Source organism: Micromonospora sp. NPDC005299 (genome assembly GCF_042872345.1).
Classification (GTDB): Bacteria; Actinomycetota; Actinomycetes; order Mycobacteriales; family Micromonosporaceae; genus Micromonospora.
In genome coordinates this window covers 380426-407392 of record NZ_JBIAKG010000006.1, presented here as the reverse complement: position 1 = coordinate 407392, position 26967 = coordinate 380426, and the positions used below count along the sequence as shown (strand labels likewise).

25 protein-coding genes are annotated in these 26967 nt (G+C 74.4%); 4 read left to right on the top strand and 21 right to left on the bottom strand.

Features of this window, described 5'->3' with window-relative positions; translation table 11 throughout:
• Window positions 1-25: 25 nt before the first annotated feature.
• From carB to pyrR, 5 genes are read right to left on the bottom strand one after another with little or no spacing between them, the layout of a single operon-like run.
• Window positions 26-3373, bottom strand: coding sequence for a carbamoyl-phosphate synthase large subunit (carB, locus tag ACFYPD_RS20130; protein ID WP_387115442.1), 3348 nt, complete (start codon window positions 3371-3373; stop codon window positions 26-28).
• A complete protein-coding gene (gene carA, locus ACFYPD_RS20125; protein ID WP_387115440.1) occupies window positions 3366-4541 on the bottom strand; it encodes a glutamine-hydrolyzing carbamoyl-phosphate synthase small subunit in 1176 nt (391 codons plus the stop codon). Before carA ends, carB begins: the two co-directional genes overlap by 8 nt.
• Window positions 4538-5815 (bottom strand): dihydroorotase, encoded by a 1278-nt coding sequence (locus ACFYPD_RS20120; RefSeq protein ID WP_387115437.1) that lies wholly within the window; start codon window positions 5813-5815, stop codon window positions 4538-4540. Before ACFYPD_RS20120 ends, carA begins: the two co-directional genes overlap by 4 nt.
• On the bottom strand, window positions 5812-6738 hold the full coding sequence (locus ACFYPD_RS20115; RefSeq protein WP_387115434.1) for an aspartate carbamoyltransferase catalytic subunit: 927 nt from the start codon (window positions 6736-6738) through the stop codon (window positions 5812-5814). The genes ACFYPD_RS20120 and ACFYPD_RS20115 overlap by 4 nt, the downstream gene beginning before the upstream one ends.
• Window positions 6735-7316 (bottom strand): bifunctional pyr operon transcriptional regulator/uracil phosphoribosyltransferase PyrR, encoded by a 582-nt coding sequence (pyrR, locus tag ACFYPD_RS20110; RefSeq protein WP_387115431.1) that lies wholly within the window; start codon window positions 7314-7316, stop codon window positions 6735-6737. Before pyrR ends, ACFYPD_RS20115 begins: the two co-directional genes overlap by 4 nt.
• 285 nt (window positions 7317-7601) lie before the next feature.
• Here pyrR and ACFYPD_RS20105 point away from each other — a divergent pair, with 285 nt between their 5' ends.
• On the top strand, window positions 7602-8090 hold the full coding sequence (locus ACFYPD_RS20105; RefSeq protein WP_013285505.1) for a transcriptional regulator: 489 nt from the start codon (window positions 7602-7604) through the stop codon (window positions 8088-8090).
• Window positions 8091-8162: 72 nt separating this feature from the next.
• Here ACFYPD_RS20105 and nusB read toward each other — a convergent pair whose 3' ends face one another.
• The 4 genes from nusB to aroB are packed head-to-tail and all read right to left on the bottom strand — an operon-like array spanning window position 8163 to window position 10733.
• Window positions 8163-8573 carry a transcription antitermination factor NusB gene (gene nusB / locus ACFYPD_RS20100; protein ID WP_387115614.1) on the bottom strand — a complete coding sequence of 137 codons (411 nt, stop codon included), beginning with the start codon at window positions 8571-8573 and terminating at the stop codon, window positions 8163-8165.
• 23 nt (window positions 8574-8596) lie between these two features.
• The gene (gene efp, locus ACFYPD_RS20095; RefSeq protein ID WP_357566182.1) at window positions 8597-9154 is read right to left on the bottom strand and encodes an elongation factor P; all 558 of its coding nucleotides are present in this window, start codon (window positions 9152-9154) and stop codon (window positions 8597-8599) included.
• A 44-nt stretch (window positions 9155-9198) separates the two neighbouring features.
• Window positions 9199-9660, bottom strand: coding sequence for a type II 3-dehydroquinate dehydratase (gene aroQ / locus ACFYPD_RS20090; protein ID WP_387115428.1), 462 nt, complete (start codon window positions 9658-9660; stop codon window positions 9199-9201).
• Window positions 9657-10733 (bottom strand): 3-dehydroquinate synthase, encoded by a 1077-nt coding sequence (gene aroB / locus ACFYPD_RS20085; RefSeq protein ID WP_387115425.1) that lies wholly within the window; start codon window positions 10731-10733, stop codon window positions 9657-9659. Before aroB ends, aroQ begins: the two co-directional genes overlap by 4 nt.
• A 138-nt stretch (window positions 10734-10871) precedes the next feature.
• Here aroB and ACFYPD_RS20080 point away from each other — a divergent pair, with 138 nt between their 5' ends.
• On the top strand, window positions 10872-11396 hold the full coding sequence (locus ACFYPD_RS20080; RefSeq protein ID WP_387115421.1) for a DUF2243 domain-containing protein: 525 nt from the start codon (window positions 10872-10874) through the stop codon (window positions 11394-11396).
• Window positions 11393-12166 (top strand): cytochrome c oxidase assembly protein, encoded by a 774-nt coding sequence (locus tag ACFYPD_RS20075; RefSeq protein ID WP_387115418.1) that lies wholly within the window; start codon window positions 11393-11395, stop codon window positions 12164-12166. Before ACFYPD_RS20080 ends, ACFYPD_RS20075 begins: the two co-directional genes overlap by 4 nt.
• On the opposite strand, the gene ACFYPD_RS20070 is transcribed toward ACFYPD_RS20075, so the two are convergent.
• The 12 genes from ACFYPD_RS20070 to ACFYPD_RS20015 all read right to left on the bottom strand — a co-directional run bounded on the left by ACFYPD_RS20070 (window position 12156) and on the right by ACFYPD_RS20015 (window position 26080).
• Window positions 12156-12665, bottom strand: a complete 510-nt coding sequence (locus tag ACFYPD_RS20070; RefSeq protein WP_387115415.1) for a shikimate kinase — start codon at window positions 12663-12665, stop codon at window positions 12156-12158. The genes ACFYPD_RS20075 and ACFYPD_RS20070 overlap by 11 nt on opposite strands.
• Window positions 12662-13840, bottom strand: a complete 1179-nt coding sequence (aroC, locus tag ACFYPD_RS20065; RefSeq protein WP_387115412.1) for a chorismate synthase — start codon at window positions 13838-13840, stop codon at window positions 12662-12664. The genes ACFYPD_RS20070 and aroC overlap by 4 nt, the downstream gene beginning before the upstream one ends.
• 122 nt (window positions 13841-13962) lie before the next feature.
• Complete coding sequence (locus tag ACFYPD_RS20060) at window positions 13963-14778, bottom strand: shikimate dehydrogenase (RefSeq protein WP_387115409.1); 816 nt, start codon at window positions 14776-14778, stop codon at window positions 13963-13965.
• The gene (gene mltG / locus ACFYPD_RS20055; protein WP_387115406.1) at window positions 14778-15998 is read right to left on the bottom strand and encodes an endolytic transglycosylase MltG; all 1221 of its coding nucleotides are present in this window, start codon (window positions 15996-15998) and stop codon (window positions 14778-14780) included. The genes ACFYPD_RS20060 and mltG overlap by 1 nt, the downstream gene beginning before the upstream one ends.
• Complete coding sequence (ruvX, locus tag ACFYPD_RS20050) at window positions 15995-16456, bottom strand: Holliday junction resolvase RuvX (protein WP_387115403.1); 462 nt, start codon at window positions 16454-16456, stop codon at window positions 15995-15997. Before ruvX ends, mltG begins: the two co-directional genes overlap by 4 nt.
• A gap of 75 nt (window positions 16457-16531) precedes the next feature.
• Window positions 16532-19210 carry an alanine--tRNA ligase gene (alaS, locus tag ACFYPD_RS20045; protein ID WP_387115401.1) on the bottom strand — a complete coding sequence of 893 codons (2679 nt, stop codon included), beginning with the start codon at window positions 19208-19210 and terminating at the stop codon, window positions 16532-16534.
• Complete coding sequence (locus tag ACFYPD_RS20040; RefSeq protein ID WP_387115398.1) at window positions 19207-19512, bottom strand: DUF6167 family protein; 306 nt, start codon at window positions 19510-19512, stop codon at window positions 19207-19209. Before ACFYPD_RS20040 ends, alaS begins: the two co-directional genes overlap by 4 nt.
• Before the next feature lie 31 nt (window positions 19513-19543).
• Window positions 19544-20005: a DUF948 domain-containing protein gene (locus ACFYPD_RS20035; protein ID WP_091321699.1), complete on the bottom strand. Its 462-nt coding sequence runs from the start codon at window positions 20003-20005 to the stop codon at window positions 19544-19546.
• A 152-nt stretch (window positions 20006-20157) separates the two neighbouring features.
• Entirely contained in the window at window positions 20158-20775 is a 618-nt protein-coding gene (locus tag ACFYPD_RS20030) for a hypothetical protein (RefSeq protein WP_387115611.1), read from the bottom strand.
• A 2864-nt stretch (window positions 20776-23639) separates the two neighbouring features.
• The gene (locus tag ACFYPD_RS20025; RefSeq protein ID WP_387115395.1) at window positions 23640-25130 is read right to left on the bottom strand and encodes a replication-associated recombination protein A; all 1491 of its coding nucleotides are present in this window, start codon (window positions 25128-25130) and stop codon (window positions 23640-23642) included.
• 73 nt (window positions 25131-25203) lie between these two features.
• Window positions 25204-25416, bottom strand: a complete 213-nt coding sequence (locus tag ACFYPD_RS20020) for a hypothetical protein (RefSeq protein WP_107079061.1) — start codon at window positions 25414-25416, stop codon at window positions 25204-25206.
• A 109-nt stretch (window positions 25417-25525) separates the two neighbouring features.
• Window positions 25526-26080, bottom strand: a complete 555-nt coding sequence (locus tag ACFYPD_RS20015) for a GNAT family N-acetyltransferase (protein WP_387115392.1) — start codon at window positions 26078-26080, stop codon at window positions 25526-25528.
• A 26-nt stretch (window positions 26081-26106) separates the two neighbouring features.
• Between ACFYPD_RS20015 and ACFYPD_RS20010 the strand changes: the two genes are divergently transcribed.
• Window positions 26107-26847 (top strand): GNAT family N-acetyltransferase, encoded by a 741-nt coding sequence (locus ACFYPD_RS20010; RefSeq protein WP_387115389.1) that lies wholly within the window; start codon window positions 26107-26109, stop codon window positions 26845-26847.
• Window positions 26848-26967: the final 120 nt, after the last annotated feature.

The following is a 26967-nucleotide window of genomic DNA, read 5'->3' as shown; positions in this document are numbered from 1 at the left end:
CTCATGATCAACGGCAGTGGGGCGGTCACTCGCCGGCCCGGAGGGCGGCGTGGAGCTCCTGGAGGGGGCGGACGCGCATGTCGCCGCGGATCCTCGCCTCGATGCCCATCACCGCCGCCGCCGCGCCGGGCACCGTCGTGACGCAGGGGATGTCCGCCGTCACGGCGGCGCTGCGGATCTCGTAGCCGTCGGAGCGGGCGCTCGCGCCGGAGCCCTGCGGGGTGTTCACCACCAGCGCCACGTCGCCGCCGAGAATCAGCGAGACGGCGTCCTCGCCCTCACCGGCCTCGTAGTGCTTGCGGATCTGCTCGCAGGCGATGCCGTGCCGGCGCAGCACCTCGGCCGTGCCGGTGGTGGCCACGATCTCGAAGCCCAGGTCGGCCAGGCGCTTGATCGGGAAGATCATGCCGCGCTTGTCCCGGTTGGCCACCGAGACGAAGATCTTCCCGGCGGTCGGCAGCGACCCGTACGCGGCGGACTGCGACTTGGCGAAGGCGTGCCCGAAGTTGGTGTCGATGCCCATCACCTCGCCGGTGGACTTCATCTCCGGGCCGAGCAGCACGTCGATGCCCTTGCCGGACGGGGTGCGGAACCGCTTGAACGGCAGCACCGCCTCCTTGACGGCGATGGGGGCGTCGGCGGGCATCGTCCCGCCGTCCCCGGTGGGCGGCAGCATCCCCTCGGCGCGCAGCTCGGCGATGGTGGCGCCGAGCGCGATCCGGGCGGCCGCCTTGGCCAGCGGCACCGCCGTGGCCTTGGAGACGAACGGGACCGTCCGGGAGGCGCGCGGGTTGGCCTCCAGCACGTACAGCATGTCGTTCTGGAGCGCGTACTGGACGTTGAGCAGGCCCTTCACGCCGACCCCGCGGGCGATCTCCTCGGTGTAGCGGCGCACCTGGGCCAGGTGCGAGCCGGCCAGGGTGATCGGCGGCAGCGCGCAGGAGGAGTCGCCGGAGTGGATGCCAGCCTCCTCGATGTGCTCCATCACGCCGCCCAGGTAGACCGCGCCGTCGGCGTCGACCAGGGCGTCCACGTCGATCTCGATGGCGTCGTCGAGGAAGCGGTCCACGAGGACCGGGTGGTCCGGCGAGATGTCGGTGGCCCGGCCGATGTAGTCGCGCAGGGTGGCGTCGTCGTAGACGATCTCCATGCCCCGGCCGCCGAGCACGTACGACGGGCGGACCAGCACCGGGTACCCGATCTCGTCGGCGATCCCCTTGGCCTCGTCGTACGAGGTGGCCATGCCGTGCGCCGGGGCGCGCAGCCCGGCCCGGGACAGCACCGCGCCGAACGCGCCGCGCTCCTCGGCGAGGTGGATCGACTCCGGCGAGGTGCCGACGATCGGCACGCCGGCGTTCTTGAGCCGCTTGGCCAGGCCGAGCGGCGTCTGCCCGCCGAGCTGCACGATCACCCCGACCACGCCGGGGCCACCGGCCGCCTTGCCGGTGGTGTCCTCGGCGTGCCAGACCTCCAGCACGTCCTCGAAGGTGAGCGGCTCGAAGTAGAGCCGGTCGGCGGTGTCGTAGTCGGTCGAGACGGTCTCCGGGTTGCAGTTGACCATGACGGTCTCGTAGCCGACCTCCCGCAGCGCTTGGACGGCGTGCACGCAGGAGTAGTCGAACTCGATGCCCTGTCCGATCCGGTTCGGCCCGGAGCCCAGGATGAGCACCTTGGGCCGGTCCGAGGGCCCGACCTCGGTCTCCTGGTCGTAGGTCGAGTAGTGGTAGGGCGTGGTCGCCTCGAACTCGGCCGCGCAGGTGTCCACCGTCTTGTAGACCGGTCGGATCCCGAGCCGGTGGCGCAGGGTGCGGACGCCGTCCTCGGCGGCCAGTTCGGGCCGGAGCGCGGCGAGCTGCCGGTCGGACAGGCCGGCCCGCTTCGCGCGGCGCAGCAGCTGGGCGTCGAGCACCGGGGCGTCCACGATCTCGGCCCGCAGCTCCACGAGCGCGGCGATCTGGTCCAGGAACCAGGGGTCGATCCCGCCGGACGCCTCGGTCACCTCGGCGATCGACGCGCCGAGCCGCAGCGCCCGCTCGACCGTGTAGATCCGGCCGTCGTGCGGCATGCGCAGCGCGGCGAGGGTGTTCTCCCTGGTGGCCCCCACCGGGTCCGGGGTGGTCCAGAAACCCGATGATTTGGTTTCCATCGAGCGCATCGCCTTGTTCAGCGCCTCGGTGAAGTTGCGCCCGAGGCTCATCGCCTCGCCGACCGACTTCATGGTGGTGGTCAGCTCCGGGTCCGCGCCGGGGAACTTCTCGAACGCGAACCGGGGGATCTTCACCACCACGTAGTCCAGGGTCGGTTCGAACGCCGCCGGGGTCTTCAGGGTGATGTCGTTGGGGATCTCGTCGAGGGTGTAGCCGATGGCCAGCTTCGCGGCGATCTTGGCGATCGGGAAGCCGGTGGCCTTCGAGGCCAGCGCCGAGGAGCGGGACACCCGCGGGTTCATCTCGATCACGACGATCCGGCCGTCGGCCGGGTTCACCGCGAACTGGATGTTGCAGCCGCCGGTGTCGACCCCGACCTCGCGGAGCACCGCGATGCCCAGGTCACGCAGGCGCTGGTACTCCCGGTCGGTCAGCGTCATGGCGGGCGCCACGGTGACGCTGTCGCCGGTGTGCACGCCCATCGGGTCGACGTTCTCGATCGAGCAGACCACCACCACGTTGTCGTGGCGGTCGCGCATGAGTTCGAGCTCGTACTCCTTCCAGCCGAGCACGCTCTCCTCGATGAGCACCTCGTGCACCGGGCTGGCGGCCAGGCCGGCCCCGGCGATCCGGGTCAGGTCCTCGTCGGTGTGCGCCATGCCGGAGCCGAGGCCGCCCATGGTGAACGACGGCCGGATCACCACCGGCAGGCCCAGCTCGCCGACGGTCTCGCGGACCTCGTCCATCGAGTGGCAGACCCGGGAGCGGGGCACCAGCGACGACGGGTCGTCCAGCCCGAGGCGTACGCCGGCCTTGGCCACGATGTCCTTGAACAGCTGCCGGTCCTCGCCCCGGTTGATGGCGTCGATGTTGGCGCCGATCAGCTCGACACCGTACTTCTCCAGGACGCCGGCCTCGTGCAGGGCGACCGCGGTGTTCAGCGCGGTCTGCCCGCCCAGGGTGGGCAGCAGCGCGTCGGGACGTTCCTTGGCGATGACCAGCTCGACGAACTCCGGGGTGATCGGCTCGACGTAGGTGGCGTCGGCGAACTCCGGGTCGGTCATGATCGTCGCCGGGTTGGAGTTGACCAGGCTGACCCGGATCCCCTCGCTGCGCAGCACCCGGCAGGCCTGCGTGCCGGAGTAGTCGAACTCGCAGGCCTGGCCGATGACGATCGGCCCGGAGCCGATCACCAGAACGTGCTTCAGGTCGGTCCGCTTAGGCATCCGTGCGCCCCTCACTCTGCTTCCGGTCGAGGCCGCGGCCCTCGATCAGCTCGGCGAAACGGTCGAAGAGGTAGTCCGCGTCGTGCGGGCCGGCCGCCGCCTCGGGGTGGTACTGGACGGTGAAGGCGGGCACGTCCTTGGCCCGCAGCCCCTCGACCACGTTGTCATTGAGGCAGACATGGGACACCTGGACGCCGCCGAACTCGGTGTCGATCACCTGGTCGGGGACGACCACACCGGCCTGCGCGCCCGGCACCTGGACGGCGAAGCCGTGGTTGTGGCTCGTCACCTCGACCTTGCCGGTGGCCCGGTCGAGCACCGGCTGGTTGATGCCGCGGTGGCCGTAGCCGAGCTTGTAGGTGCCGAAGCCGAGCGCCCGGCCGAGGATCTGGCTGCCGAAGCAGATGCCGAACAGCGGGATCCGCCGGCCCAGCACCTCCCGCGCCAGGGCGACCGGCCCGTCGGCGGTGGCCGGGTCGCCCGGACCGGGCGAGAAGAAGACCGCGTCCGCGCCGGTGGCCATCAGGTCCTCGATGGAGGAGCCGGCGGGCAGCACGTGGGTGGTCACGCCGCGCGTGGCGAGCCGGCGGGGCACGTTGCGCTTGATGCCCAGGTCCAGCGCCGCCACGGTGAAGCGGTGCTCGCCCTGCGCCGGCACGACGTACGGCTCGGGGGTGGTCACCTCGGCGGAGAGGTCCGCGCCGACCATCTGCGGCGCGCGGCGGACCCGGTCGAGGAGGGCGACCGGGTCGCCGTCGACGCTGGAGATGCCGACCCGCATGGCGCCGCGCTCGCGCAGGTGCCGGGTGAGCGCTCGGGTGTCCACACCGCTGATGCCGACCACGCCCTCGGCGGCGAGCCGGTCCTCCAGCCCGCCGGTGGCCCGCCAGTTGGAGCCGATCCGGGCCGGGTCGCGCACCACGTAGCCGGCCACCCAGATCCGGCCGGACTCGTCGTCCTCGCCGTTGACGCCGGTGTTGCCGATGTGCGGGGCGGTCTGCACCACCACCTGGCGGTGGTAGGAGGGGTCGGTGAGGGTCTCCTGGTAGCCGGTCATGCCGGTGTTGAAGACCGCCTCACCGAAGGTCTCCCCGACGCTGCCGTACGCCTCGCCGTGGAACGTGCGCCCGTCCTCGAGGACGAGGATCGCGGGTCTCCGCTTGGTCATCGAACAGCCTTTCCGTCCAGGACCGTCGGCTCGCCGCGCAGGAAGGTCGCCACGATGCGACCCGGCAGCGTCATGCGGGCGTACGGGGTGTTGCGACTGCGACTGGCCAGCTCCGCCGGCTCGACGACGCGGCGGGCGGCCGGGTCGACCAGGGTCAGGTTGGCCGGCACGCCGGGGGCGGGATCGAGGCCGTGCCCGTCCAGCCCGGCGATCCGGGCCGGGGCGCGGGACATCCGCTCGGCGATGAGGTCCCACTGCGGCCCGAGGACGTCCAGCGCGATGGAGAGCGCCGTCTCCAGGCCGAGCATGCCCGGCCGGGCGTACGCCCACTCGCACTCCTTGTCCTCCACGGCGTGCGGCGCGTGGTCGGTGGCGACGATGTCGATCACGCCCTCGGCCAGGGCCGCCCGCAGCGCGGCGACGTCGGCCGCGGTGCGCAGCGGCGGGTTGACTTTGTAGACCGGGTCGTAGGTGGTGGCCTTCTCGTCGGTCAGCAGCAGGTGGTGCGGGGTCACCTCGGCGGTGACCTTCACCCCCCGCGCCTTCGCGTGCCGCAGCACCTCGACACTGCCGGCGGTGGAGACGTGGCAGATGTGCAGGCGGCTGCCGACGTGCTCGGCCAGCAGCACGTCACGGGCGATGATCGCCTCCTCGGCGACCGCCGGCCAGCCGGTCAGCCCGAGCCGGGTGGACACCTCGCCCTCGTGCATCTGCGCGCCCTCGGTGAGCCGGGGCTCCTCGGCGTGCTGGGCGATCACCCCGTCGAACGCCTTGACGTACTCCAGGGCCCGGCGCATCAGCTTCGGGTCGGCGACGCAGTGCCCGTCGTCGGAGAAGATCCGCACCCGGGCCGCGGAGTCGGCCATCGCGCCCAGCTCGGCGAGGCGCTCGCCGGCCAGGCCGACGGTGACCGCGCCGATCGGCTGCACGTCGACCAGTCCGGCCTCCCGGCCGAGCCGCCAGACCTGCTCGACCACGCCGGCCGTGTCGGCCACCGGCGAGGTGTTCGCCATGGCGCAGACCGCCGTGTAGCCGCCGAGTGCCGCCGCCCGGGAGCCGGACTCCACGGTCTCGGCGTCCTCCCGGCCCGGCTCGCGCAGGTGGGTGTGCAGGTCGACCAGGCCGGGCAGGGCCACCAGGCCGGTGGCGTCGAGCACCGTGGCGTCCGGCGCGGCCAGGCCGGCGCCGGTCTCCGCCACGACGCCGTCGCGGATCAGCAGGTCGGTCGGCGCGCCGCCGACCACACTCACGTTCCTGATCAGGTACGCGGTCACCGGTTGTTCCCTCCGAGCAGCAGGTAGAGGACGGCCATCCGCACGGAGACCCCGTTGGCGACCTGTTCGACGATGGTGGAGCGGGGCGAGTCGGCCACCTCGGGCGTGATCTCCATCCCCCGGTTCATCGGGCCGGGGTGCATGACGATCGCGTGCTCGGGCAGCCGGCGCATCCGCGGCCCGTCCAGCCCGTAGCGGCGGGCGTACTCGCGGGCGGAGGGGAAGTAGGAGTCGTTCATCCGCTCCCGCTGCACCCGCAGCATCATCACCACGTCCACACCGGGAAGAACGGTGTCGAGGTCGTAGGAGACGTCGGTGCCGGGGGCCAGGGCGGGAGAGATGTCGACCGGGATGAGGGTCGGCGGGCCGACCAGGGTCACCTTCGCGCCGAGGGTGGAGAGCAGCAGCACGTTGGACCGGGCCACCCGGGAGTGCAGCACGTCGCCGACGATCGCCACGTGCAGGCCGTCCAGGCGACCCAGCCGGGACCGCATCGTGTAGGCGTCGAGCAGCGCCTGGGTGGGGTGCTCGTGGGTGCCGTCGCCGGCGTTGACCACCGAGCCGTCCACCCAGTTGGCCAGCCGGTGCGGGGCGCCGGAGGCGGGGTGCCGGACGACCACCGCGTCGGCCCCCATGGCCTGGAGGGTGAGCGCCGTGTCCTTCAGGCTCTCCCCCTTGGCCACGCTGGAGCCCTTGGCGGAGAAGTTGATCACGTCGGCGCTGAGCCGCTTGGCGGCCGCCTCGAACGAGATCCGGGTCCGGGTGGAGTCCTCGTAGAAGAGGTTGACCACGGTCCGGCCGCGCAGCGCGGGCAGCTTCTTGACCTCGCGCCCGGCCACGGTGGCCATCTCGGCCGCGGTGTCCAGGATCCGGATGGCGGTGGCCGCGTCCAGGTCGGCCCCCGAGAGGAGGTGGCGAATCATGCGGCACCTCCGTGGAGCCGGACCTCGTCCGCGCCGTCCGTCTCGGCCAGGGTGACCTTGACGCTCTCGGCGAGCGCGGTGGGGATGTTCTTGCCGACGTAGTCGGCGCGGATCGGCAACTGGCGGTGCCCCCGGTCGACCAGGACGGCGAGTTGCACCGAGGCCGGGCGGCCGACGTCGCTGAGCGCGTCCAGGGCGGCCCGCACGGTGCGCCCGGAGAAGAGCACGTCGTCGACGAGGATCACCCGCCGGCCGTCGATCCCGCCCGGGGGCAGGTCGGTGGGGCCGACCGCGCGGGTGGCATGCCGGCGCAGGTCGTCGCGGTAGAGCGTGATGTCGAGCACCCCGACCGGGACGGTCACGTCCTCGAAGGTGCTGATCCGGGCGGCGAGCCGCCTCGCGAGCGGGACCCCGCGGGTGGGAACGCCGAGCAGCACGGTGTCGGCGGCGCCCTGGGTCTTCTCGAGGATCTGGTGGGCGATGCGGTCGACCACCCGCGACACGTCGGCGGCGGCGAGGATCACCTTCACCGAGGGTTGTCGCGGCGGCGACGGGTGGGCAGCCGGTGGGTAGGCCACGGCGGACCTCCTTCCCCGCCTCACGGGACGGGTCGTTAAAGGACGTCTGGTTGACTCCGGCGGGCCGCGGAGGGCCCGGACCGGGGCTTCACGCCACGTTACCAGCGGTCACCGGGCCGGCCACCGTCGGGACTGACCAGCGGGTCAGCGTGGAGAAATGCGGACAACCCGTACGCCCGGCCGCTCGGGGTCGTCACGAACACTTGACCGCGTGTCGCAATCCCCGTACCGTCACGCTCCGTAGCGATAGCTGGGAGAACCCCGAGCAGCACTGGGAGTGTCCGAATGCCCTCTGAATACGCCAAGTCGCTGGGCGCCCGCCTGCGCTCCATCCGCCAGCAGCAGGGCCTGTCCCTGCAGGGTGTGGAGGAGAAGTCGAACGGGCGGTGGAAGGCCGTGGTGGTCGGCTCGTACGAGCGCGGCGACCGCGCCGTCACCGTGTCCCGCCTGGCGGAGCTGGCCGACTTCTACCGCGTTCCCGTCTCGGAGCTGCTGCCCGACGGCAGCGGGGTGCGCCACGAGCCCACCAGCAAGATCGTTCTGGACCTGGAGCGGCTCTACGACGAGGCCTCCGAGGACCTGGCCTACGTCGCCCGGTACGCCCGCGCCATCCAGCAGCAGCGCGGCGACTACAACGGCCGGGTGCTCTCCATCCGCGCCGACGACCTGCGCGCCCTCGCGATCGTCTACGACGCCTCGCCGTCGGGCCTGATCGAGCGGCTCACCGAGCACGGTGTGCTGGTCGCCGACCCGCGCGCGTTCTTCGCGTCCTGACCTTCGCAGTCGCCCGAACGAAGGGCCCGTGCCGTCCGGCACGGGCCCTTCGTCGCGTTCGGAACTGACGCCTCAGCGGGTCGCGTACTCCGCGATGCGGCCGAGAATGCCGTTGAGGAAGCGCGGCGAGTCGTCGGTCGACATCTGCCGGGCCAGCTCGACGGCCTCGCTGATCGCCACCGCGTCGTCGATCTCGTCGACGTAGAGCAGCTCGTAGACCGCGATCCGGGCCAGGTTGCGGTCGACCGCCGGCATCCGGTCCAGCGTCCAGCCCTCGGCGTAGCTGGCGATCACCTCGTCGATCCGGTCCAGGTGCGCCGCGACGCCCTCGACCAGGCCGACCGCGTAGCCGATGTGCTCCGGGCGGGGCTTCTCGATCCGCTCCAGGTAGCCGGCGAGCACCTCGACGGGCGGCCGGTCCCGCAGGTCGGCCTCGAAGAGCACGTCCAGCGCCCGCTTGCGCGCCTTGCGGCGCGCCGGCATCTGCTGCTTGGCACCCTCGGCCATCAGGCTCGGCCGAGGTAACGGCCGTCGCGGGTGTCGACCTTGATCTTCTCGCCGGTGGTGATGAAGAGCGGCACCTGCACGGTCGCGCCGGTCTCGACGGTGGCCGGCTTGTTGCCGCCGGTCGACCGGTCGCCCTGCAGACCCGGCTCCGTGTAGGTGACCTCGAGCACGACCGAGGTCGGCAGCTCGATGTAGAGCGGCACGGCCTCGTGCGTGGCGACGGTGGCCTCGGCCTCGGGGAGAAGGTAGTTGGCCGCCTCGCCGACGGTGCCGCCGGGGACGGTGATCTGGTCGAACGTCTCCAGGTCCATGAAGACGTAGTCCTCGCCGTCGGCGTAGAGGTACTGCATGGTGCGCTTGTCGACGGTGGCGGTCTCGACCTTGGTGCCCGCGTTGAAGGTCTTGTCGACCACCTTCCCGGACAGCACGTTCTTCAGCGTGGTACGCACGAACGCACCGCCCTTACCGGGCTTGACGTGCTGGAACTCGACGACGGCCCACAGCTCGCCGTCGAGGTTGAGTACCAGGCCGTTCTTGAGGTCGTTGGTGGAGGCCATTTCCTGCCTTGATCTTCAATTGGCGGACAGACCCACGAAGTCTACTAGCTGTGTCGAACCGACTGCCCGGCGCTGGCCGGACCGGCCGCGGCGAGGTGCCGCAGGGCCAGCCGGTAGCCGTCCACGCCCAGCCCGCAGATCACCCCGGTGGCCACCGCGGAGACCACCGAGTGGTGCCGGAACTCCTCCCGGGCGTGGATGTTGGAGATGTGCACCTCGACCAGCGGGCCGCGCAGCATGGCGCAGGCGTCCCGGACCGCGATCGAGTAGTGCGACCAGGCGGCCGGGTTGAGCACCACAGCCGCACCCTCGTCGGCCGCCGCGTGCAGCCAGCCCAGCAGCTCGTGCTCGGCGTCGGTCTGCCGGACCACCACGTCCAGCCCCAGCTCGCGACCGGTCTGCTCGCACATGGTCACCAGGTCGGCGTAGCTGGTGACCCCGTAGACGTCGACCTGGCGGGTGCCGAGCCGGCCGAGGTTCGGCCCGTTGAGCACGTACACCCTCATGCGCTGATCTCCTCGTACGCCCGCGCCAGCAGCTCGTCCGACGGTGCCTCCAGGATCGCCGGGCGGGCCAGGCCGTCCAGCACCACGAAGCGCAGCCGGCTGCCCCGGGCCTTCTTGTCCACCCGCATGGCGGCCAGCAGCTCCGGCCAGGCGTCGGCCCGGTAGCCGGTGGGCAGGCCGAGCGCCGCCACGACGGCCCGGTGCCGCTCCGCGGTGGCCCCGTCCAGCCGCCCGGCCAGCCGGGCCAGGGTGGCCGCGTAGACCAGGCCCACCGCGACGGCGTGCCCGTGCCGCCAGCGGTAGCCCTCCACCTTCTCGATCGCGTGGGCCAGCGTGTGCCCGTAGTTCAGCACCTCACGCACCCCGGACTCGCGCAGGTCACCGGAGACCACGTCCGCCTTGACCCGCACCGCCCGCTCGATCAGCTCGCGGGTCACCGGCCCGGTCGGGTCCAGCGCGGCGGCCGGGTCCCGCTCCACCAGGTCGAGGATCACCGGGTCGGCGATGAACCCGCACTTGACCACCTCGGCCATCCCGGCGGCCAGGTCGGCCGGCGGCAGGCTGTCCAGCGTCGCCAGGTCGCAGATCACGCCGGCCGGCGGGTGGAAGGCGCCGACCAGGTTCTTGCCGGCCGCGGTGTTGATCCCGGTCTTGCCGCCGACGGCGGCGTCGACCATGCCGAGCAGGGAGGTGGCCACCGGCACCCAGCGCACCCCGCGCAGCCAGGTGGCGGCGACGAACCCGGCCAGGTCGGTGACCGCGCCGCCGCCCACCCCGACCACCGCGTCGGTACGGGTGAAGCCCGCCTCGCCGAGCTTGTCCCAGCAGGCCGCGGCCACGTCGACGTGCTTGCCCGCCTCGGCGTCCGGCACCTCCATGAGCAGCGGCGTCACCCCGGCCGCGCGTACCCGCTCGGCCAGCTCCTCGGCCAGCCCCTTGAGCGGGGGCGCATGCAGGAAGGCCACCCGCTCGGCGCCGGGCAGCAGCCGGGGCGGCGGGTCGAGCAGGTCGCGTCCCACCAGCACGTCGTACGGCCGCTCGCCGCCGACCGGGATCCGGGTCACCTCGTCCATCGCGGGCAGCCTAGTCGAGCGGGCGGCGCCGGGGCGGCGACTGTCCACTCCGTGGCCGACGCGGCGTCACCGGCGTTTGACCGGGCAGGAGCGGGCAGTAACGGTGGGGACGAAACCCCCAACGGCGGAGGTGCAGGCATGACCCGACCCACCATCGACGGCGCGGACATCCGGGTGCCGGCGACGATCCTCGGCGTGGGACTCGGCGGCTTCGTCGACGGCATCCTGCTCCACCAGGTGCTCCAGTGGCACCACCTGCTGAGCAGCACCGACAGCGACCGGGTCGGGATCAAGTTCTACCCCGTGGACACGGTGGCCGGGCTGAAGATGAACACGCTCTGGGACGGGCTGTTCCACACGGTCACCTGGGTGGCGGTGCTGACCGGCCTGGCCCTGCTCTACGCCCGGGTCACCCGGTCCCGGGGCCGGCTGTGGCGCTCCCCCGCGCTGTGGGGCTGGGCGCTGGTCGGGTGGGGCCTGTTCAACCTGGTCGAGGGGATCGTCGACCACCAGATCCTGGGCATCCACCACGTGCACGGCGGCCCGCACCAGCTCTGGTGGGACCTCGGTTTCCTGGCCCTCGGCGTGGTCTTCGTCGCGGTCGGCTGGGCGGTGCAGCGGCCGGCCTCCGTCGTCGACCTCTGCGCCCCGGAGCGACGGTGAGCCTCGCCCACGCCGGGCACGCAGCCGGCGGCTTCCCGGCCGCCGCGCTCGTACCCCTGGTGCTGTTCTGGGCCTACCTCGCGGCGGCGCTGCGGCAACGGGACCCGGGCCGGCCCGGGTGGGACCACCGGCGGACGGCGAGCTTCGGCCTCGGCGCGGCGCTGCTCGCCGCCGGGCTGCTGCTGCCCGTCGCCGACCTGCCCGGGCACATGGCGCAGCACCTGCTGCTCGGCATGCTGGCGCCGCTGGCCCTGGTCCTCGGCGCACCCGGCACGCTGGCGCTGCGGACGGTGGACCGGCGGGTCGGTCGCGCGGCGCTGGGGCTGCTCCGGCATCCGGCCCTCCGGGTGCTCGCCCACCCGGTGACCGGGCTGCTGCTCACCGCGGGCGGACTGTGGCTGCTGTGCCTGACCCCGCTCCACCGGGCCACCCTCACCCATCCGGCGCTGCACGGGCTGGTGCTGCTGCACTTCGTGCTCAGCGGCTACCTGTTCACCTGGTCGATCGCCGGGCCGGATCCCGGGCCGCACCGGCCCCGGGTCCCGGTCCGGCTGGTCGTGCTCGGGGCGGGGGTGGCGGCGCACGCCGTGCTCGCCCAACTCCTCTACGCCGGCCTGCTGGTGGACGTGGCGGCGACCGGGGACGAGCTGCGGGCCGGCGCGACGGTGATGTACTACGGCGGCGACCTGGCCGAGATCCTGCTCGCCCTCGCCCTGCTCGTCACCTGGCGGCCGGAGCGGGCGCCCCGGCCCGCGGCGGTCAGGGCTTGAGCAGGGCCGCGATCTCGGTGGCGATCTCCTCCGGGGTACGCCCGTCGGTGAGCACCGTCGCCGTGGCCACCTCGGCGTAGAGCGGACGGCGCTGCTCCATGAGGTGCCTGAGGGTGGCGCGCGGGTTCAGCGCCAGCAGCGGCCGGCCGGCCCCCAGGCCGATCCGCTTCACCGCGTCGGGCAGCTCCACCGACAGGTGCACCACGGTGTGCCCGATCAGCGCGGCGCGGTTCTCCTCGGCGAGGACCGCGCCGCCGCCGAGGGCGAGCACCCCCGCGTGCGAGGCCAGCCCCGCCGCCACCGCGGCCCGTTCGAGGGTACGGAAGTGCTCCTCCCCCTCGTCCACGAAGATCTCCGGGATCGGCTTGCCGGCGAGCTGCTCGATGTCGGTGTCGGTGTCCCGGAACTCGACGCCGAGCGCCCCGGCGAGCGCCCGCCCCACCGTGGTCTTGCCGGAGCCGGGCGCCCCGACCAGCACGCAGACCGGCCGGGTGCTCACTTGATCACCAGGGCGTCGAGGTAGCCGGACAGGTTCCGGCGCATCTCGGCGACCGAGTCGCCGCCGAACTTCTCCACCGCCGCCTCCGCCAGCACGAGCGCCACCATGGCCTCGGCCACCACCGCCGCGGCCGGCACCGCGCACACGTCGGAGCGCTGGTTGATCGCGGTGGCGGGCTCGCCGGTGAGCACGTCGACGGTGGACAGCGCGCGGTTCAGCGAGGAGATCGGCTTCATGGCGGCCCTCACCCGCAGCGGCTCGCCGGTGGTGATGCCGCCCTCCAGCCCGCCGGCCCGGTCGGTCACCCGACGCACGCCGGTGGCGGTGGGCAGGATCTCGTCGTGCGCCTCGGAGCCGCGGGAGCGCGCCTGCGACCAGCCGTCGCCGATCTCCACGCCCTTGATGGCCTGGATCGACATCAGCGCGGTGGCCAGCCGGGCGTCGAGCTTGCGGTCCCACTGCACGTGGCTGCCCAGGCCCGGCGGCACCCCGTACGCCAGCACCTCGACCACGCCGCCGAGCGTGTCGGCGGCCTTCTTGGCGGCGTCGACCTCGGCGACCATCCGGGCGCTGGCCTCCGGGTCGAGGCAGCGCAGCGGGTCGGCGTCGATCCGGGCGGCGTCGGACGGGGTGGGGCGCAGGCCGGGCTTGACGCCGACCGGGCCGAGCTCCACCACGTGGGAGACGATCTCGACGCCGAGGGCCTGCTTGACCAGGGCCTTGGCGACCGTGCCCACGGCGACCCGGGCGGCCGTCTCGCGGGCGCTGGCCCGCTCCAGGATCGGCCGGGCGTCGGTGTGGCCGTACTTCTGCATGCCGGCCAGGTCGGCGTGACCGGGGCGGGGGCGGGTGAGCGGGGCGTTGCGGGCCTGCCCGGCCAGCTCCTCCGCGTCGACCGGGTCGGCGGCCATCACGGTGCGCCACTTCGGCCACTCCGAGTTGCCCACCCGGATGGCCACCGGGCTGCCCAGCGTCACGCCGTGCCGGAGCCCGCCGATGATCTCGACCTCGTCCTGCTCGAAGGCCATCCGGGCGCCCCGGCCGTAGCCGAGCCGGCGCCGGGCCAGCTCGCCGGAGATCTCCCCGGTGGTCACCTCGATGCCGGCGGGCACCCCCTCCAGCAGCGCGACGAGGGCGGGTCCGTGCGATTCACCTGCAGTCAGCCAGCGCAACACAGCGGTCAGTCTGTCACGCCCGGTGTCGACCGGGTCGCCGTGCCCGCCGCGTCCCGCCCTGCGGACGCGCTCCGGTCGGCGGGCGCGCGGGGCGACCAGGGGCCTGAGCGCCGAGGCGGTGGTCAGGCCGCGGCGCGGGCCTCGGCCAGCGCGGCGCGCATCGCCTCCCGGGGCGCCGACACGCCGGTGAAGTGCTCGAACTGGCCGACCGCCTGGGCCAGCAGCAGGTCCAGCCCGGAGACCACCCGGCAGCCGGCGGCGACCGCCGCCGCGGCGAGCGGGGTGGGCCACCGGTCGTAGACCACGTCGAAAAAGACCGTTCCGGGCCGCCAGTCGAAGTTGTCCGCGAGTGGGTCGGCCACGCCCCTGGGCACCGTGGAGACCACCAGGTCGGCCCGGGCGTGCGCAGGGGCGCCGTCCCACGGCGCGCCGACCAGCGGGACGCCGGCCGCCTCGGCCGTCGGGCACAGCTCCCGCACCGCCTCGGGCCGGCGGGCCACCACGGTCACCTCGGCCGCGCCGATCCGGGCCGCCGCCGCGACGGCCGCCCGGGCGGTGCCGCCCGCGCCGAGCACCGTGACCGTGGCGCCCGCCGCGCACCCGGCGCCGGTGAGCACGTCGACCATGCCGGCGACGTCGGTGTTGTCGGCGTACCAGGTGCCGTCCGGCCGGCGTACCAGCGTGTTGGCGGCGCCGACCGCGGCGGCGACCGGCGAGGCCTCGTCGGCCAGCGCGAGCGCGGCCTCCTTGCCCGGCATGGTGACCGACAGGCCGGCCCACTCGGGGCCCAGGCCCGCGACCAGGCCCGCCAGCTCGTCGGCCGCGCACTCGATCCGGGTGTACGACCACCCGGTCAGCCCGGCCGCCGCGTACCCGGCGTTGTGGATCACCGGGGAGAGCGAGTGGGCGATCGGCCGGCCGACCACGGCGGCCTTCATCAGGTGCAGTTCTCCCCGGTGAGCACCTTGTTGTCGCACATCTGCCGCTGCAGCTTGCGGAAGTCGGCGTCGTTCGAGCCGTAGCCCATGGTGCCCTTCTGGTCCACCGTCATGAAGAAGATCCAGTCGCCGGGCGGCGGCTCCAGGGCGCCCTTGAGCGCCGCCTCGCCCGGGTTGCTGATCGGGGTGATCGGCAGGCCGGCCACGTTGTGCGTGTTGTACGGGTTCTTCAGGTCGTTGATCTCGCTCTGCAGCAGGTCGTCGGAGTCCTTCGGATCCTTGCCCTGGAGGCGGAAGTAGTAGTTGATGCCGCTGTCGATGCCGAGGCACTTGCAGCCGATCTTGCCGGCGTAGACCCGGTTGTAGATCACCCGGGAGACCTTCGGCAGGTCCACCGCGTTGACCGACTCGGCCTCGGCGATCGAGGCCGTGATCAACGCCTCGTACGGGGAGATCTTGCGCTCCTTCTGCGCCCGGTCGACGAAGTCGAGCTGCTGGGCCACGGTCAGGAACTGGTCCACCATCATCGACAGGATCTGCTCGGCGGTGGCCTTCGGCGGGATCTCGTAGGTCGACGGGTAGAGGAAGCCCTCGATGCTCTTCGGGCCCTTCTTGCCGTCCTCACGGTTGAACCAGTAGGCGGGCACGCCCAGCTTGACCGGATCCTTCGCGGCGGTCTGGAAGTCCTTGACCGGGATCTTGGTCTGCTTGGAGAGGATCTGGTAGATGTTCAGGCTGATCGCGCCCTCGGGGATGGTCACCCCGTTGACCACCCGGCTCTTCGGGTCGAGCATCAGCGTGATCACGTCCGCGGCCTTCATCTGCTTGCGGACCTTGTACCGCCCGACCTGGATGTTCTTGCTGCGCGAGTTCGCGTCGGCGGCCTCGATGAACGCCTTGGTGCTCTTCACCACCCCGGCCTCGTAGAGCGTGTTCCCGATGTCGGTGAGGGTGTCGCCGGCCTTCACCTCGACCAGCGCCTCGCCCGTGCCCCCGCCGTCGTAGTCCGGGGTGACGAAGTGGTTGCGGATCCGGTCGAAGCCGACGTACGCGCCGCCGCCGATGCCGCCCAGCAGCACGATCGCCATCAGGAGGGCGAAGATGGTCTTGCCCCGGCCGCCTCCCGACCCGCCGTTGCGCTTGCGCACGGCGCTGCGCCGGTGCCGGCCCTTCTCCCCCCTCTCCGCCTCGTCGAACCCCAGATCAAGATCGTCGATCATTGCGTCCGCCTCCGCTGCGCGTCCAGCCAGCTCTGCAGAATCTCCACTGCGGCGGCCTGGTCGACCACCGCCCGTTGGCGCTTTCCCCGGACGCCCCGTTCGGCCAGCCTACGACTAGCCACCACGGTCGACATCCTCTCGTCCGTCAGCGTCACCGGAATCGACCCCATTACATCGGCCAACCGGGCAGCGTACGCCGATACGTTCGCCGCCGCCGGGCCATGCTTTCCGGCGAGGTTGACCGGCAGACCCACCACGATCTCGACCGCCTCGTGCTCGGCGGCCAGCCGGACCAGCTCGGCGATGTCGGTGGGCACCGCGTCCGGTCCGGTCGTCAGGTCGCGGGCCAGGGTGACCAGCGGGGTGGCCAGGATGCCGTGCGGGTCGGACCGGGCCACCCCGACGCGGACCTGCCCGACGTCGACGCCGAGCCGGACACCACGGGACAGGTCAGCCATCTACCGGACACCTCCCCCCGGGTACGGGCCAGGGCGGACCCGGCGGTCCGCCCTGGCGTCGATCGGTGCGCATCATCAGGCGTCGGCGATCGCCTTCTCCACGGTGGCCAGCAGGTTCGGCGCCTCCGCCGCGGGCAGGCCACCGCCCTGGGCGAGGTCGTCGCTGCCGCCGCCCCGACCGGAGAAGGCCGCCTTGACCAGATCCTTCGCGGTCAGGCCCCGACCCCGGGCGGCCTGGTTCACGGCCACCACCAGGGACGCCTTGCCGCCCGCCCGGGCGGCCACCGCGACCACGGCCGGGCGGGCCGGGTCGATCCGGCCCCGGATCTCCTGGGCCAGGGTCCGCACGTCGTTGCCGGCCGCGCCCTCGGGCGCCTCGGTGCCGACGTACGCGACACCGCGGACGTCCTTCGCCTGCGCCGCCAGAGCCGCGGCCCCGCCCAGCACGAGCTGGGCGCGGAGCTTCTCCAGCTCCTTCTCCGCGTCGCGGAGCTGGGTGACGGTCTGCTCCACCCGGTCGGCGACCTGGTCGCCCGGCACCCGGAACAGCTCGGCGAGCCGGGATACCAGCAGGTGCTCGCGGGCCAGGAAGCCGAAGGCGTCCATGCCGACCAGCGCCTCGATCCGGCGCACGCCGGAACCCACCGACGCCTCGGAGAGGATCTTGACGAGGCCGAGCTGGGCCGAGCGGGCCACGTGCGTGCCGCCGCACAGCTCGCGGGCGTAGTCGCCGACCTCGACGACCCGGACCCGCTCGCCGTACTTCTCGCCGAACAGGGCCATGGCGCCGATCCGGCGCGCCTCCTCCTGCGTGGTGATGAAGGCGTGCACCTCCAGGTCGGCCAGGAGCACCTCGTTGACCTGCTGCTCCACGTCGTGCAACACGCTCGGCGCCACCCCCGTCGGGGTGTTGAAGTCGAACCGCAGCCGGCCCGGCGCGTTCAGCGAACCCGCCTGGGTGGCCGACTCGCCGAGGAAGTTGCGCATGGTCTGGTGCACCAGGTGGGTGGCCGTGTGCGAACGGGAGATGGCCCGCCGCCGGGACACGTCGATCTCGGCGTAGCCGGTCTCGCCGGCGCGCACCTCACCGCGGAGCACCTTGGCCCGATGCACGATCAACCCCGGCACCGGCTGCTGCACGTCGAAGACCTCGAGCTGGCCGCCGCCGACCGTGATGAGGCCCTGGTCGGGCTGCTGGCCGCCGCCCTCGGCGTAGAACGGGGTGGTGTCGAGCACCAGCTCGACCGTGTCGCCCTCGACGGCCGCGGCCACCTGGTCGCCGCCGGCCAGCAGCGCGCGCACCCGGGACTCCCGGGTCAGCTCGGTGTAGCCGGTGAACTCCACCGCGCCACCGCCGTCCAGCACCGAGCGGTACGCCGACACGTCGGTGTGCCCGGTCTTGCGCGCCTGGGCGTCGGCCTTGGCCCGGCTGCGCTGGTCGGCCATCAGCCGGCGGAAGCCCTCCGCGTCGACCTGGAGGCCCTGCTCGGCGGCGATCTCCAGGGTCAGGTCGATCGGGAAGCCGTACGTGTCGTGCAGCTGGAACGCCTTGTCGCCGGAGATCGACGCCTGCCCGGCCGACTTGGTCTCCGCGATGGCGGTGTCCAGGATCGTGGTGCCCGCCCGCAGGGTGGCGAGGAAGGCGTCCTCCTCGGCGTACGCGTACTGCGAGATCCGGCCGAAGTCCTCGGCCAGCTCCGGGTAGGACGGGGCCATGCAGTCCCGGGCCACCGGCAGCAGCTCGGGCAGCGCGCGGTCCTGGTAGCCGAGCAGGCGGACCGCGCGGATGGCCCGGCGCATGATCCGGCGCAGCACGTAGCCGCGGCCCTCGTTCGACGGGGTCACCCCGTCGCCGATCAGCATCAGCGCGGTGCGCACGTGGTCCGCGATCACCCGCAGCCGCACGTCGTCCGGGTGCGACTCGCTGGCCACGTGGCCGGAGTGCGCGCCGTAGCGCTTGCCGGTCAACTCGGCGGCGCGGGCCAGGATCGGCCGGACCTCGTCGATCTCGTAGAGGTTGTCGACGCCCTGGAGGATGGAGGCCATCCGCTCCAGGCCCATGCCGGTGTCGATGTTCTTCGCCGGCAGCTCGCCGAGGATCGGGAAGTCCTCCTTGCCGGTGCCCGGCCCCCGCTCGAACTGCATGAAGACGAGGTTCCAGAACTCCATGTAGCGGTCCTCGTCGACCGCCGGGCCGCCCTCGCGGCCGTACTCCGGGCCACGGTCGTAGAACAGCTCCGAGCAGGGGCCGCACGGGCCGGGGATGCCCATCGACCAGAAGTTGTCCGCCTTGCCCCGGCGGACGATCCGCTCGGCGGGCACGCCGACCGACCGCCAGATCTGGAACGCCTCGTCGTCGTCCAGGTAGACCGTCGGCCAGATCCGCTCCGGGTCCAGCCCGAAGCCGCCCGCCTCGACCGGCTTGGTGACCAGGTCCCAGGCCAGCGGGATGGCGCCGTCCTTGAAGTAGTCGCCGAAGGAGAAGTTGCCGTTCATCTGGAAGAACGTGCCGTGCCGGCTGGTCTTGCCGACCTCGTCGATGTCCGGCGTCCGGATGCACTTCTGCACACTGACCGCCCGCCGGTAGGGCGGGGTCTGCTGGCCCAGGAAGTAGGGGACGAACTGCACCATGCCGGCGTTGACGAACAGCAGGTTCGGGTCGCTGATGGCGGGCAGCGGAGCGGACGGCACCACGGCGTGGCCGTTGGCCTCGAAGTGGGCGAGGTACCGCCGCTTGATCTCCGCCGTCTTCATCGCTGGTGCTCCTCCGGGAAAATCTCTCGGTCACCGATCCGCGGGTCCTCCCGCAGCTCGGCGAACTCGTCGTCGTACGCCTCGCCGCGGGCGAAGGCCTCGTGGATCTCGTGCTCGCGCTCGGCCATCCCGGCCCGGACGTCGTCCACGAAGCTCCGGACCGACTCGACGAGACCGCCGGCTGACTCGGACAGCCCACTGGCGATGCCCGCCGGCGTGTACGCCTGCGCGGTCCGGGTGGCCTTGCGGACCACCAGCACTCCCACGGCCAGGCCGATGCCCAGCCAGAACAACCGCCTCATGCTCTCATCCTCCCGCTGTTCGCCGGCCGGGTCAGCGGTTGCCGCGCCTGGCGGCCCGGCGCTGCTGCTTGATGGTGTCGCGCACCTCACGCTCGGTCTCCGCGTGCCGGCGGGCGGCGGCGGCCTTGCGCACGCCGTAGCCGAACGCGGCCACCTTGACCAGCGGGTTCGCGGCGGCGGCGGAGACCACGGCGGCCAGGTTCGCCACGTTGGCGGTGACGTTCTGCGCGTGGGTGGTCATGGTGTCCACCTTGGCCAGCTGGAGGTTGACCCCGTCGAGGGAGGTCTGCACCTGCTCCAGGGCGGTGTTGACGTTCTTCACCGTGGTGTTCACGTCACCGAGCAGCGGCGCGGTGCGGTCGTTCAGGTCGGCGATCATGCGGGTCGTCGCGTCGACGGTGTGCCGCAGCCGCAGGATCGGCACCGCCAGCACGAGCACCAGCATCAGGAACGCGCCGGCCGCGATCAGCGCAGCGATCTCTCCACCACTCACGCGCATGTCCTCCTCAAGCAGTGTCCCGGGGCCTGACGCCCCGGGACGCGCGACCGTACCTACCCGGTCCGCCGCGCGCCGACCCGTGACCGGTCAACGGGCGCGGGCGGGCCCGCCAGCCCCAGACCCTACCGTCCGTGATGGAAACCGGCTCACGACGGTGAGGGTGTCAGCTCGCCGAGCGGGTCGTCGGTGAGGGTCGGGTAGGGGTCCTCGCCGGTGAGTGAGGGATCGGTGGTCGGCTGTGGTCCGGTCCGCTCGTCGTCGATCGCGTTGCGCACCTTCACCGACACCAACGAGCCGGCGCACTCCCCCGCTGCGGGCGCGGGCACCGGAGACGGCGCAGGCTCGCCCGCCACGGGTGGCGGCACGCAGGTGGGTTCGCGCACCCAGAGGTCGAGGGTGAGTTCGTCCCGGCGCCAGCAGGTGTAGCTCCCCTTGACCTTCTGCTCCGGGCAGCGGTCCACCTTCCACCGCTGCCAGCCGTCCCGGGACAGGGCCGCCTCGTAGGCCTGCGCGGTCTCCTTCCAGGCCTTCTGCGACTCGACGGTGCGTTCCCGCAGCCGGCAGTCCTGGAGGCACCACCGGCTGCCGCTGACGTTGTCCACCGTCTTCGTCGACGCCCAGGACGGCACGCTCAGCGCGTCGAGGGTGTCGAAGACCGGATCGTGGCTCAGCGTGCGCAGCCCGAAGTAGAGCGGCACGGCGCCGAGCAGCACCACGCTGACCAGGGCGAGGATGGCCATCCGCAGCCGCCGCCGCTCGCGCATCTGCCGGCGTAGCTCCGAGCGGGCGCCCCGCAGGCCGCCCACCGCGTCGTCGGCTTCCCCCGGTGCGGCCTCGGACCGGCGCAGCGCCGGTCCGGTGCCGTCCTCGGGTCCCGGCCGCGCCTCCGCCGGCGGTACGACCGCGGAGGCGCGTGCCACCGCCGGCTCCCCGGGGGGTACGACCGCCGCCGCCCGCGCCACCGCCGGCGCGCCGGGTCCCTGCGGCACGGCGCCCGGGCCACCCGTTCCGGGCCGCGTGGGCTCCGGTGCGAGCGGGTTCGCGCGGCCGGCCGGCCGCTCGTCCGGCCCCGCGGGGCGGGCCACCGAGGCGGCCGCCCGGGCCACCGGGGGACCAGCGGCCGCGGCGCGCGGCTCGCCGGGCGGGACTCCACCGTCCGGGCGGGCCGAGCCGCGGGCGGGACCCCGCGCGTCGCCGCCGGCCGGACCCGCTCCGGGGCGTCCCGGCGGAGCGGAGCGACGGCCCGCGTCGGGGCCGGTCCGCTCCGGGTCGCCCCCGGCGGGGAAGCCACCGGTACGTGCGGGGTCGCCGGCGGCGAAGCCACCGGTACGGGCCGGGTCACCGGCCGGACCACGCCCGCCGGGACGGTCGCCGATCGGCGGGCCTCCGGTCCGCGCCGGGTCACCGCCGGCCGGGAAGCCGCCGGTGCGGGCGGGGTCGCCGCCCCGGCCCCGGCCGCCGGGCCGGTCGCCGGCCGGCACACCGCCGGTGCGTGCGGGGTCACCGCCGACCGGGAAACCGCCGGTGCGGGCCGGGTCGTCGGCGGGCGGGCGGCCACCGGGCCGGCCGCCGGCCGGCAGCCCGCCGGTGCGGTCGCTGTCCGGCCGGGCGGCGCCACGGGCACCGTCGCCGGGAACGGCCGGGCCGCCGGGCCGGGCCGCGCCGCGGGCGGGGCCGGCCTGGTCGGGCTTCACGGGCGGCACGGCCGCGCCGGCGCGGCCGGTCGCGCCGCGATCGGGGCCGGCCGGCCCACCGCGCCGCGCGGCGGTCGGCTCGTCCGCTGCGGGGCCGCCGGGGCGGCGGACCGCCGGCATGGCGGGGTCGGTGTGGGGGGTGCGGCCGGCCTGGCGCAGCCAGTCGGCGGGCCGCTCGGGCCGCTGTGGGCGCGGCTCGTCGGCGGCCTCACGGGCCGCGCGGCGCGGGGCGGGCGGAGCGTCGCCGGTGGCACCGGGTCCGCCCGGCGCGTCAGCGGCGGCACGGTGGCCGGTCGGCGCGTCAGCGGCGGCGCGACGACCGGACGGAGCGTCGGGCGCGGCACGACGACCGGCTGGCGCGTCGGGCGCGGCGCGACGGCCGGCGGGCGCGTCGGGCGCGGCGCGGCGACCGGGCGCGGACGGGGCGTCGCCGGGGGCACGGTGGCCGGACGCCGTCGCCGGGTCGTCGGGAGCACCCCGGCGACCCGGCGCCGTTCCGGCGTCGTCGGCGGCCCGTCGACCGGACGGCATCGCCGCCTCGTCGGGAGCGGCCCGTCGACCACGCGGCGCGGCGGCGATGTCGGGCCCACCGCGCCCACCGGCCGGCGGCGCGGTGTCGTCCGGAACGCCGCGGTGACCGGGTGGTACCGCCGGTCCGTCGGGAGCCGCGCGGCGGCCGGACGGGGACATGGGAACGGCACCGGCTCGCCGGCCGGTCGGCGGGACGTCGGCACCGGGCCGGGGGCCGGGTGCGGCGCCGGCCGTGGCGCGGCGCGGGGTCGGGGTGGCGCCGTCCGGTCGACGCTCGGCGTCAGGACCGGCGCCGGGCACCGGCGGGGCGTTTCCGCTGCGCGGCACCACCGGCTGGTCCGGTTCCCCGGCGCGACGACGGCCACCGGGCCGACCGCCGGCACCGTCCACGGTGGGCGTGCCGGGGGTGGGGGTGGACGGTTCGGGGCGCTGCGGGGCGCGGCCACGGCGAGGCTCGGGATCGCCCGGCTGCGGCCCGCCGGCCAGCGGATCGGTGGGCCGGCCGACGCCGGGCGCGGCGGCGCGCGCCGAGGGCACGCCGGGCTCGACGGCGGCCCGCCGGCCGGCGCCGGAGACGGGGACCGCCGGATCGACGCCACCGGGCCGGGGGCCGCCGGCCGGGCCGGCGGGCGCCTCGGCGCCGTGCCGACCGCGCGGTGTGGGCGGAACCGCGTTCCGGGCAGCGTCCGGTCCCGGCCAGCCGGGACCGGGATTCGGGCCGCCGTAACCGCGTTCCGGGCCGGGACCGGCGCCCTGACCGGCGCGGCCGGAAACCGGGCCGGCGGGGGGCGCGACGCGCGGACCGGGCGGGCCGCTCACGCGGCCGGGAGCCGGCGGCTGCTGGCCGGTCGGCGCGTCCGGGTTCCGGCGGGGCGGGCGGGACGGCTCACCGGGGCCGCGGGTGGGTTCGGCGGGGCGCCGGGTCGGTTCGGGTGCGCCGGGCCAGGGGCCGTCGACCGCGCGACGCGGGGCCGCCGGATCGGGGCCGCCGGGGCGGGCGGATGGCGTGGCGGGGCCTCCCGGGCCGGCCTCGGGGGCACGGCGGGCGGGCGGGGTCTCCGGGCCGGGCCGGGTGGCCGTGGGCGGCGGAGCGGGCCGGGTGGCCGCGCCCGGGCGGGCAGCCCCGGGCGGTTCCGGCGCGGGCGGACCGGGCCGAGGCCCCGGACCGGCGGGCGGCAGCCCGGCCCCCGCGGGCGGCACGGCGCCGGCCGACTCCCCGTCCGGGCCAAGGTCGCTGCGCTGCTGCTTGGCCGTCCGGAGGTCGTCGATCCAGCCGAACTCCTCGCCGGCGGTCGCCTCGGCCGGCTCGGGGTCGGCCTTGCCCCGCCCCCACCGGCGGCCCTTGGCACGGGGGTCGCGCCGCTCGTCGGGGCCGTCCGCCGGCCGTTCGGGACCACGCGCCATCACTGCTGACCCTCCCCCACGGCGTCGCTGCCGCCCTCGTTCGCGCCGTCGGCCCGCGCGGCGTCCGCCGGGCGGCCACCGCTCACCGCCGCCTCGACCCGCGCCGGTGGCGCGGGCAGCCCGCGCACGATCCGGCGCAGCAACGGCAGCCGGGTGGCCACCGCCCGCTCCGCGCCGTGCCCGCTGGGTTGGTAGTAGTCGGTCCCGACGAGGTCGTCCGGAACGTACTGCTGGGTGACCACCCCGCGCTGGTCGTCGTGCGGGTAGCGGTAGCCGGCCCCGTGCCCGAGGCCCCGGGCGCCGGAGTAGTGGGAGTCGCGCAGCCCGCGCGGCACCGCCCCGCCGCGGCCGGCACGCACGTCGGCGATGGCCGCGCCGATGGCGGTGGTGGCCGAGTTGGACTTCGGTGCGGTGGCCAGGTGGATGACCGCCTGGGCCAGGTTGAGCTGGGCCTCCGGCAGGCCGACGTACTCGACGGCGTGCGCGGCGGCGGTGGCGACGGTCAGCGCGGTGGGGTCGGCCATGCCGACGTCCTCGCTGGCGAAGATCACCATGCGCCGGGCGATGAACCGGGCGTCCTCGCCGGCGACCAGCATCCGGGCCAGCCAGTGCAGCGCGGCGTCCACGTCCGAGCCGCGCATGCTCTTGATGAACGCGCTGGTCACGTCGTAGTGGGCGTCGCCGTCGCGGTCGTAGCGGACGGCCGCCACGTCGACCGCCTGCTCGGCGACGGCGAGGTCGATCCGGTCGGCGCCCCGCGCGGTCGCGGTGGCCGCCGCCGCCTCCAGCGCGGTGAGGGCCTTGCGGACGTCGCCGCCGGCGAGGCGGACGAGGTGGTCCTCGGCGTCGGTCGCCAGGGTGAGCGCACCGCCCAGCCCGCGCTCGTCGACGACCGCGCGGCGCAGCAGGCCGCGTACGGCGTCGTCGTCCAGCGGCTGGAGCGTCAGCAGCACGCAGCGGGACAGCAGCGGCGAGATGACCGAGAAGTACGGGTTCTCGGTGGTCGCCGCCAGCAGGGTGACCGTGCGGTCCTCGACGGCGGCGAGCAACGAATCCTGCTGGGTCTTGCTGAACCGGTGCACCTCGTCGATGAAGAGCACGGTCGGCGGGCCCCCGGCGCGGCGTTGCCGGCGGGCGGTCTCGATGACCGCGCGGACGTCCTTCACCCCGGCGGTCAGCGCCGACATGGCGACGAAGCGGCGGTCGGTGGCCCGGGCCACCAGGTGCGCGATCGTGGTCTTGCCGCTGCCGGGCGGCCCCCAGAGGATCACCGACATCGGGGCCGCGGCCTCGACGAGTTGGCGCAGTGGGGCGCCGGGCGCAAGCAGGTGGTCCTGACCGACCAGCTCGTCGATGCTGGCCGGCCGCATCCGGACGGGCAGCGGCGAATCCGCCGCGGCGGCGGTGAACCCGTCGACGCCGCCGGAACCCGCGGGGGCGCTGGGCGCTCCGGCGGGTTCGCCGAGGGTGAAGAGGGCGTCGGATTCCATCACGAGAACAGTACCGGGCCGAGCCGACGACGCTGGAATCGCGCCGCCGCCCGGCCCGGATGGTCGTTTCCGGTCAGCCCCGACCCGGACGCCGCCCCCGGTACCAGCGGCCGCCGCCGGCGCCGCGCGGGCCGGAGCCGACCCCGGCCAGGTAGAGGGAGAGCAGCAGGAAGCCGATGAGCATGAGGGTGTGGGTGTTGAACAGGTCGGGCGCGCCGAAGTTCGTGTTCAGGAAGTCGATCAACAGGGCGAAGCCGAACACGATGGCCGCGAGAATGGCGAGCATGGTCGTTCCTCCGGTGGGGGGTCCCAGTAGGTCGGCGACGGATGTACCCAATCGGTCTGTTCGTCAATCTCCACCGTGGAACGCCCGTACCGAGGACGGCGGTTTCCGGTCAGCGGTCGGTGGCGAGGATCGCGTACCGGACGGAGTCCCACCAGGAGCCCCGGACCAGCAGGTGGTCCCGGCTGATCCCCTCGCACCGCATGCCGGCCTTCTCCAGCACCCGCCGGGAGGCGACATGGTCCGGCCGGGTCGTCGCCTCCACCCGGTGCAGCCCCACCGCCCCGAACGCCAGGTCGAGCAGCTGGCCGGCGATCTCGGTGCCGAGCCCTCGGCCCCAGTGGTCGGGGTGCACCACGTAGCCGATCTCGCCGCGCAGGTGCGGCACGCTCTCCACGGTCAGGGTGCCCAGCCCGAGCAGCCGGTCACCGTCGACGGCGGCCAGCCGGTACGCCGGCCGCGGCTCGCCGCCCGCCTCCTCCCGCCAGGTCGACAGGGCGGCCTGGACCTCGTCCCGGGTGGGCGCCAGCTCGTCCAGCACCCGGTCCAGCACCCGCGGCTCGGTCAGCATCGCGTGCAGCGCGGGCACGTCGCCGTCGGCCCATTCCCGCAGCACACAGCGCGGGCCGGTCAGGCGCACCGGTCGTACGGAGTGGATGGGGGTCACCAGTTCTCCTCTCGTAGGCTGGCCGCATGATCGCTGCCGACCAGGTCCTGCTGGGCCGGGACACCCTGGTCGCCGCCACCGGCCACCACCCGTACGCCCGGCACGCCCTCTGGCGCGACCGGGAGGCGTGGGGCTGGCGGCGGGACGGGGCGGTCGGCTGGCTGCTCCCGCCGGAGCACGGGCCGGCCGGCGGCGCGCTCGGGGCGGCCGGGCCGGCGCTGGACGTCTTCGCGGGTCTGGTGGCGGACGGGACGCTGCACTCGGGCCAGTGGCTGCACCTGCCCCGGACTGATCCGGCGGAGGTGGCCGGCCGGCTCACCGTGGCCCGGCTCGACGAGTGGGACTTTCTCTGGACCACCACCGCGCCGCCGGTGCAGCCGGAGGAGGAGCGCGTGGTCCGTCTCACCGAGGCCGACCATCCCGCGCTGGCCGCCCTGATCGAGGAGGCCTTTCCCAGCACGACGTCCCGCCCGGGCGACCCGCGCGTCGTCGACTGGTACGGCATCCGCGACGGCGACCGGCTGGTGGCCTGCGGCGCCGACCGCAGCCGCGGCGACATCGGCTTCCTGGCCGGGCTGACCGTGGCGCCCGACCGCCGGGGCCGCGGGCTCGGCGCGGCGCTCACCGCCGGGATGACCCGCGCCCTGCTGGCCCGGCACGACCAGGTGGCGCTCGGCGTCTACACCGTCAACGTCGGGGCGATCCGGCTGTACCGCCGGCTCGGCTACACCGGCACCGAGCCCCGCACCTCGGTCCACCTGGGCTGATCCACCGACCACGACCACCTCCGACTGCGGCTTCCCCGTTCGTCCGGCCTGGCCACCGCGCCGGTCCGGTGGCTTCCCCACCCCCCGGCCCCGCCACCTTCGCCGGGCCGGAGCGGCGGG

Bases quoted from the DNA above. Each gene is read 5' to 3' on its own strand.
- ACFYPD_RS20105 (WP_013285505.1), top strand. From the start codon at position 7,602: ATGCCCTCTGAATACGCCAAGTCGCTGGGCGCCCGCCTGCGCTCCATC.
- ACFYPD_RS20030 (WP_387115611.1), bottom strand. From the start codon at position 20,775: ATGCGCGAGCGGCGGCGGCTGCGGATGGCCATCCTCGCCCTGGTCAGC.
- ACFYPD_RS20060 (WP_387115409.1), bottom strand. From the start codon at position 14,778: ATGAAGGCCGCCGTGGTCGGCCGGCCGATCGCCCACTCGCTCTCCCCG.
- mltG (WP_387115406.1), bottom strand. From the start codon at position 15,998: ATGATCGACGATCTTGATCTGGGGTTCGACGAGGCGGAGAGGGGGGAG.
- alaS (WP_387115401.1), bottom strand. From the start codon at position 19,210: ATGAAGACGGCGGAGATCAAGCGGCGGTACCTCGCCCACTTCGAGGCC.
- aroB (WP_387115425.1), bottom strand. From the start codon at position 10,733: ATGGACGAGGTGACCCGGATCCCGGTCGGCGGCGAGCGGCCGTACGAC.
- nusB (WP_387115614.1), bottom strand. From the start codon at position 8,573: ATGCCGGCGCGCCGCAAGGCGCGCAAGCGGGCGCTGGACGTGCTCTTC.
- ACFYPD_RS20040 (WP_387115398.1), bottom strand. From the start codon at position 19,512: ATGAGGCGGTTGTTCTGGCTGGGCATCGGCCTGGCCGTGGGAGTGCTG.
- ACFYPD_RS20115 (WP_387115434.1), bottom strand. From the start codon at position 6,738: ATGATTCGCCACCTCCTCTCGGGGGCCGACCTGGACGCGGCCACCGCC.
- ruvX (WP_387115403.1), bottom strand. From the start codon at position 16,456: ATGGCTGACCTGTCCCGTGGTGTCCGGCTCGGCGTCGACGTCGGGCAG.
- carA (WP_387115440.1), bottom strand. From the start codon at position 4,541: ATGACCAAGCGGAGACCCGCGATCCTCGTCCTCGAGGACGGGCGCACG.
- carB (WP_387115442.1), bottom strand. From the start codon at position 3,373: ATGCCTAAGCGGACCGACCTGAAGCACGTTCTGGTGATCGGCTCCGGG.
- ACFYPD_RS20020 (WP_107079061.1), bottom strand. From the start codon at position 25,416: ATGCTCGCCATTCTCGCGGCCATCGTGTTCGGCTTCGCCCTGTTGATC.
- efp (WP_357566182.1), bottom strand. From the start codon at position 9,154: ATGGCCTCCACCAACGACCTCAAGAACGGCCTGGTACTCAACCTCGAC.
- ACFYPD_RS20025 (WP_387115395.1), bottom strand. From the start codon at position 25,130: ATGGAATCCGACGCCCTCTTCACCCTCGGCGAACCCGCCGGAGCGCCC.
- ACFYPD_RS20080 (WP_387115421.1), top strand. From the start codon at position 10,872: ATGACCCGACCCACCATCGACGGCGCGGACATCCGGGTGCCGGCGACG.
- aroQ (WP_387115428.1), bottom strand. From the start codon at position 9,660: ATGAGGGTGTACGTGCTCAACGGGCCGAACCTCGGCCGGCTCGGCACC.
- ACFYPD_RS20010 (WP_387115389.1), top strand. From the start codon at position 26,107: ATGATCGCTGCCGACCAGGTCCTGCTGGGCCGGGACACCCTGGTCGCC.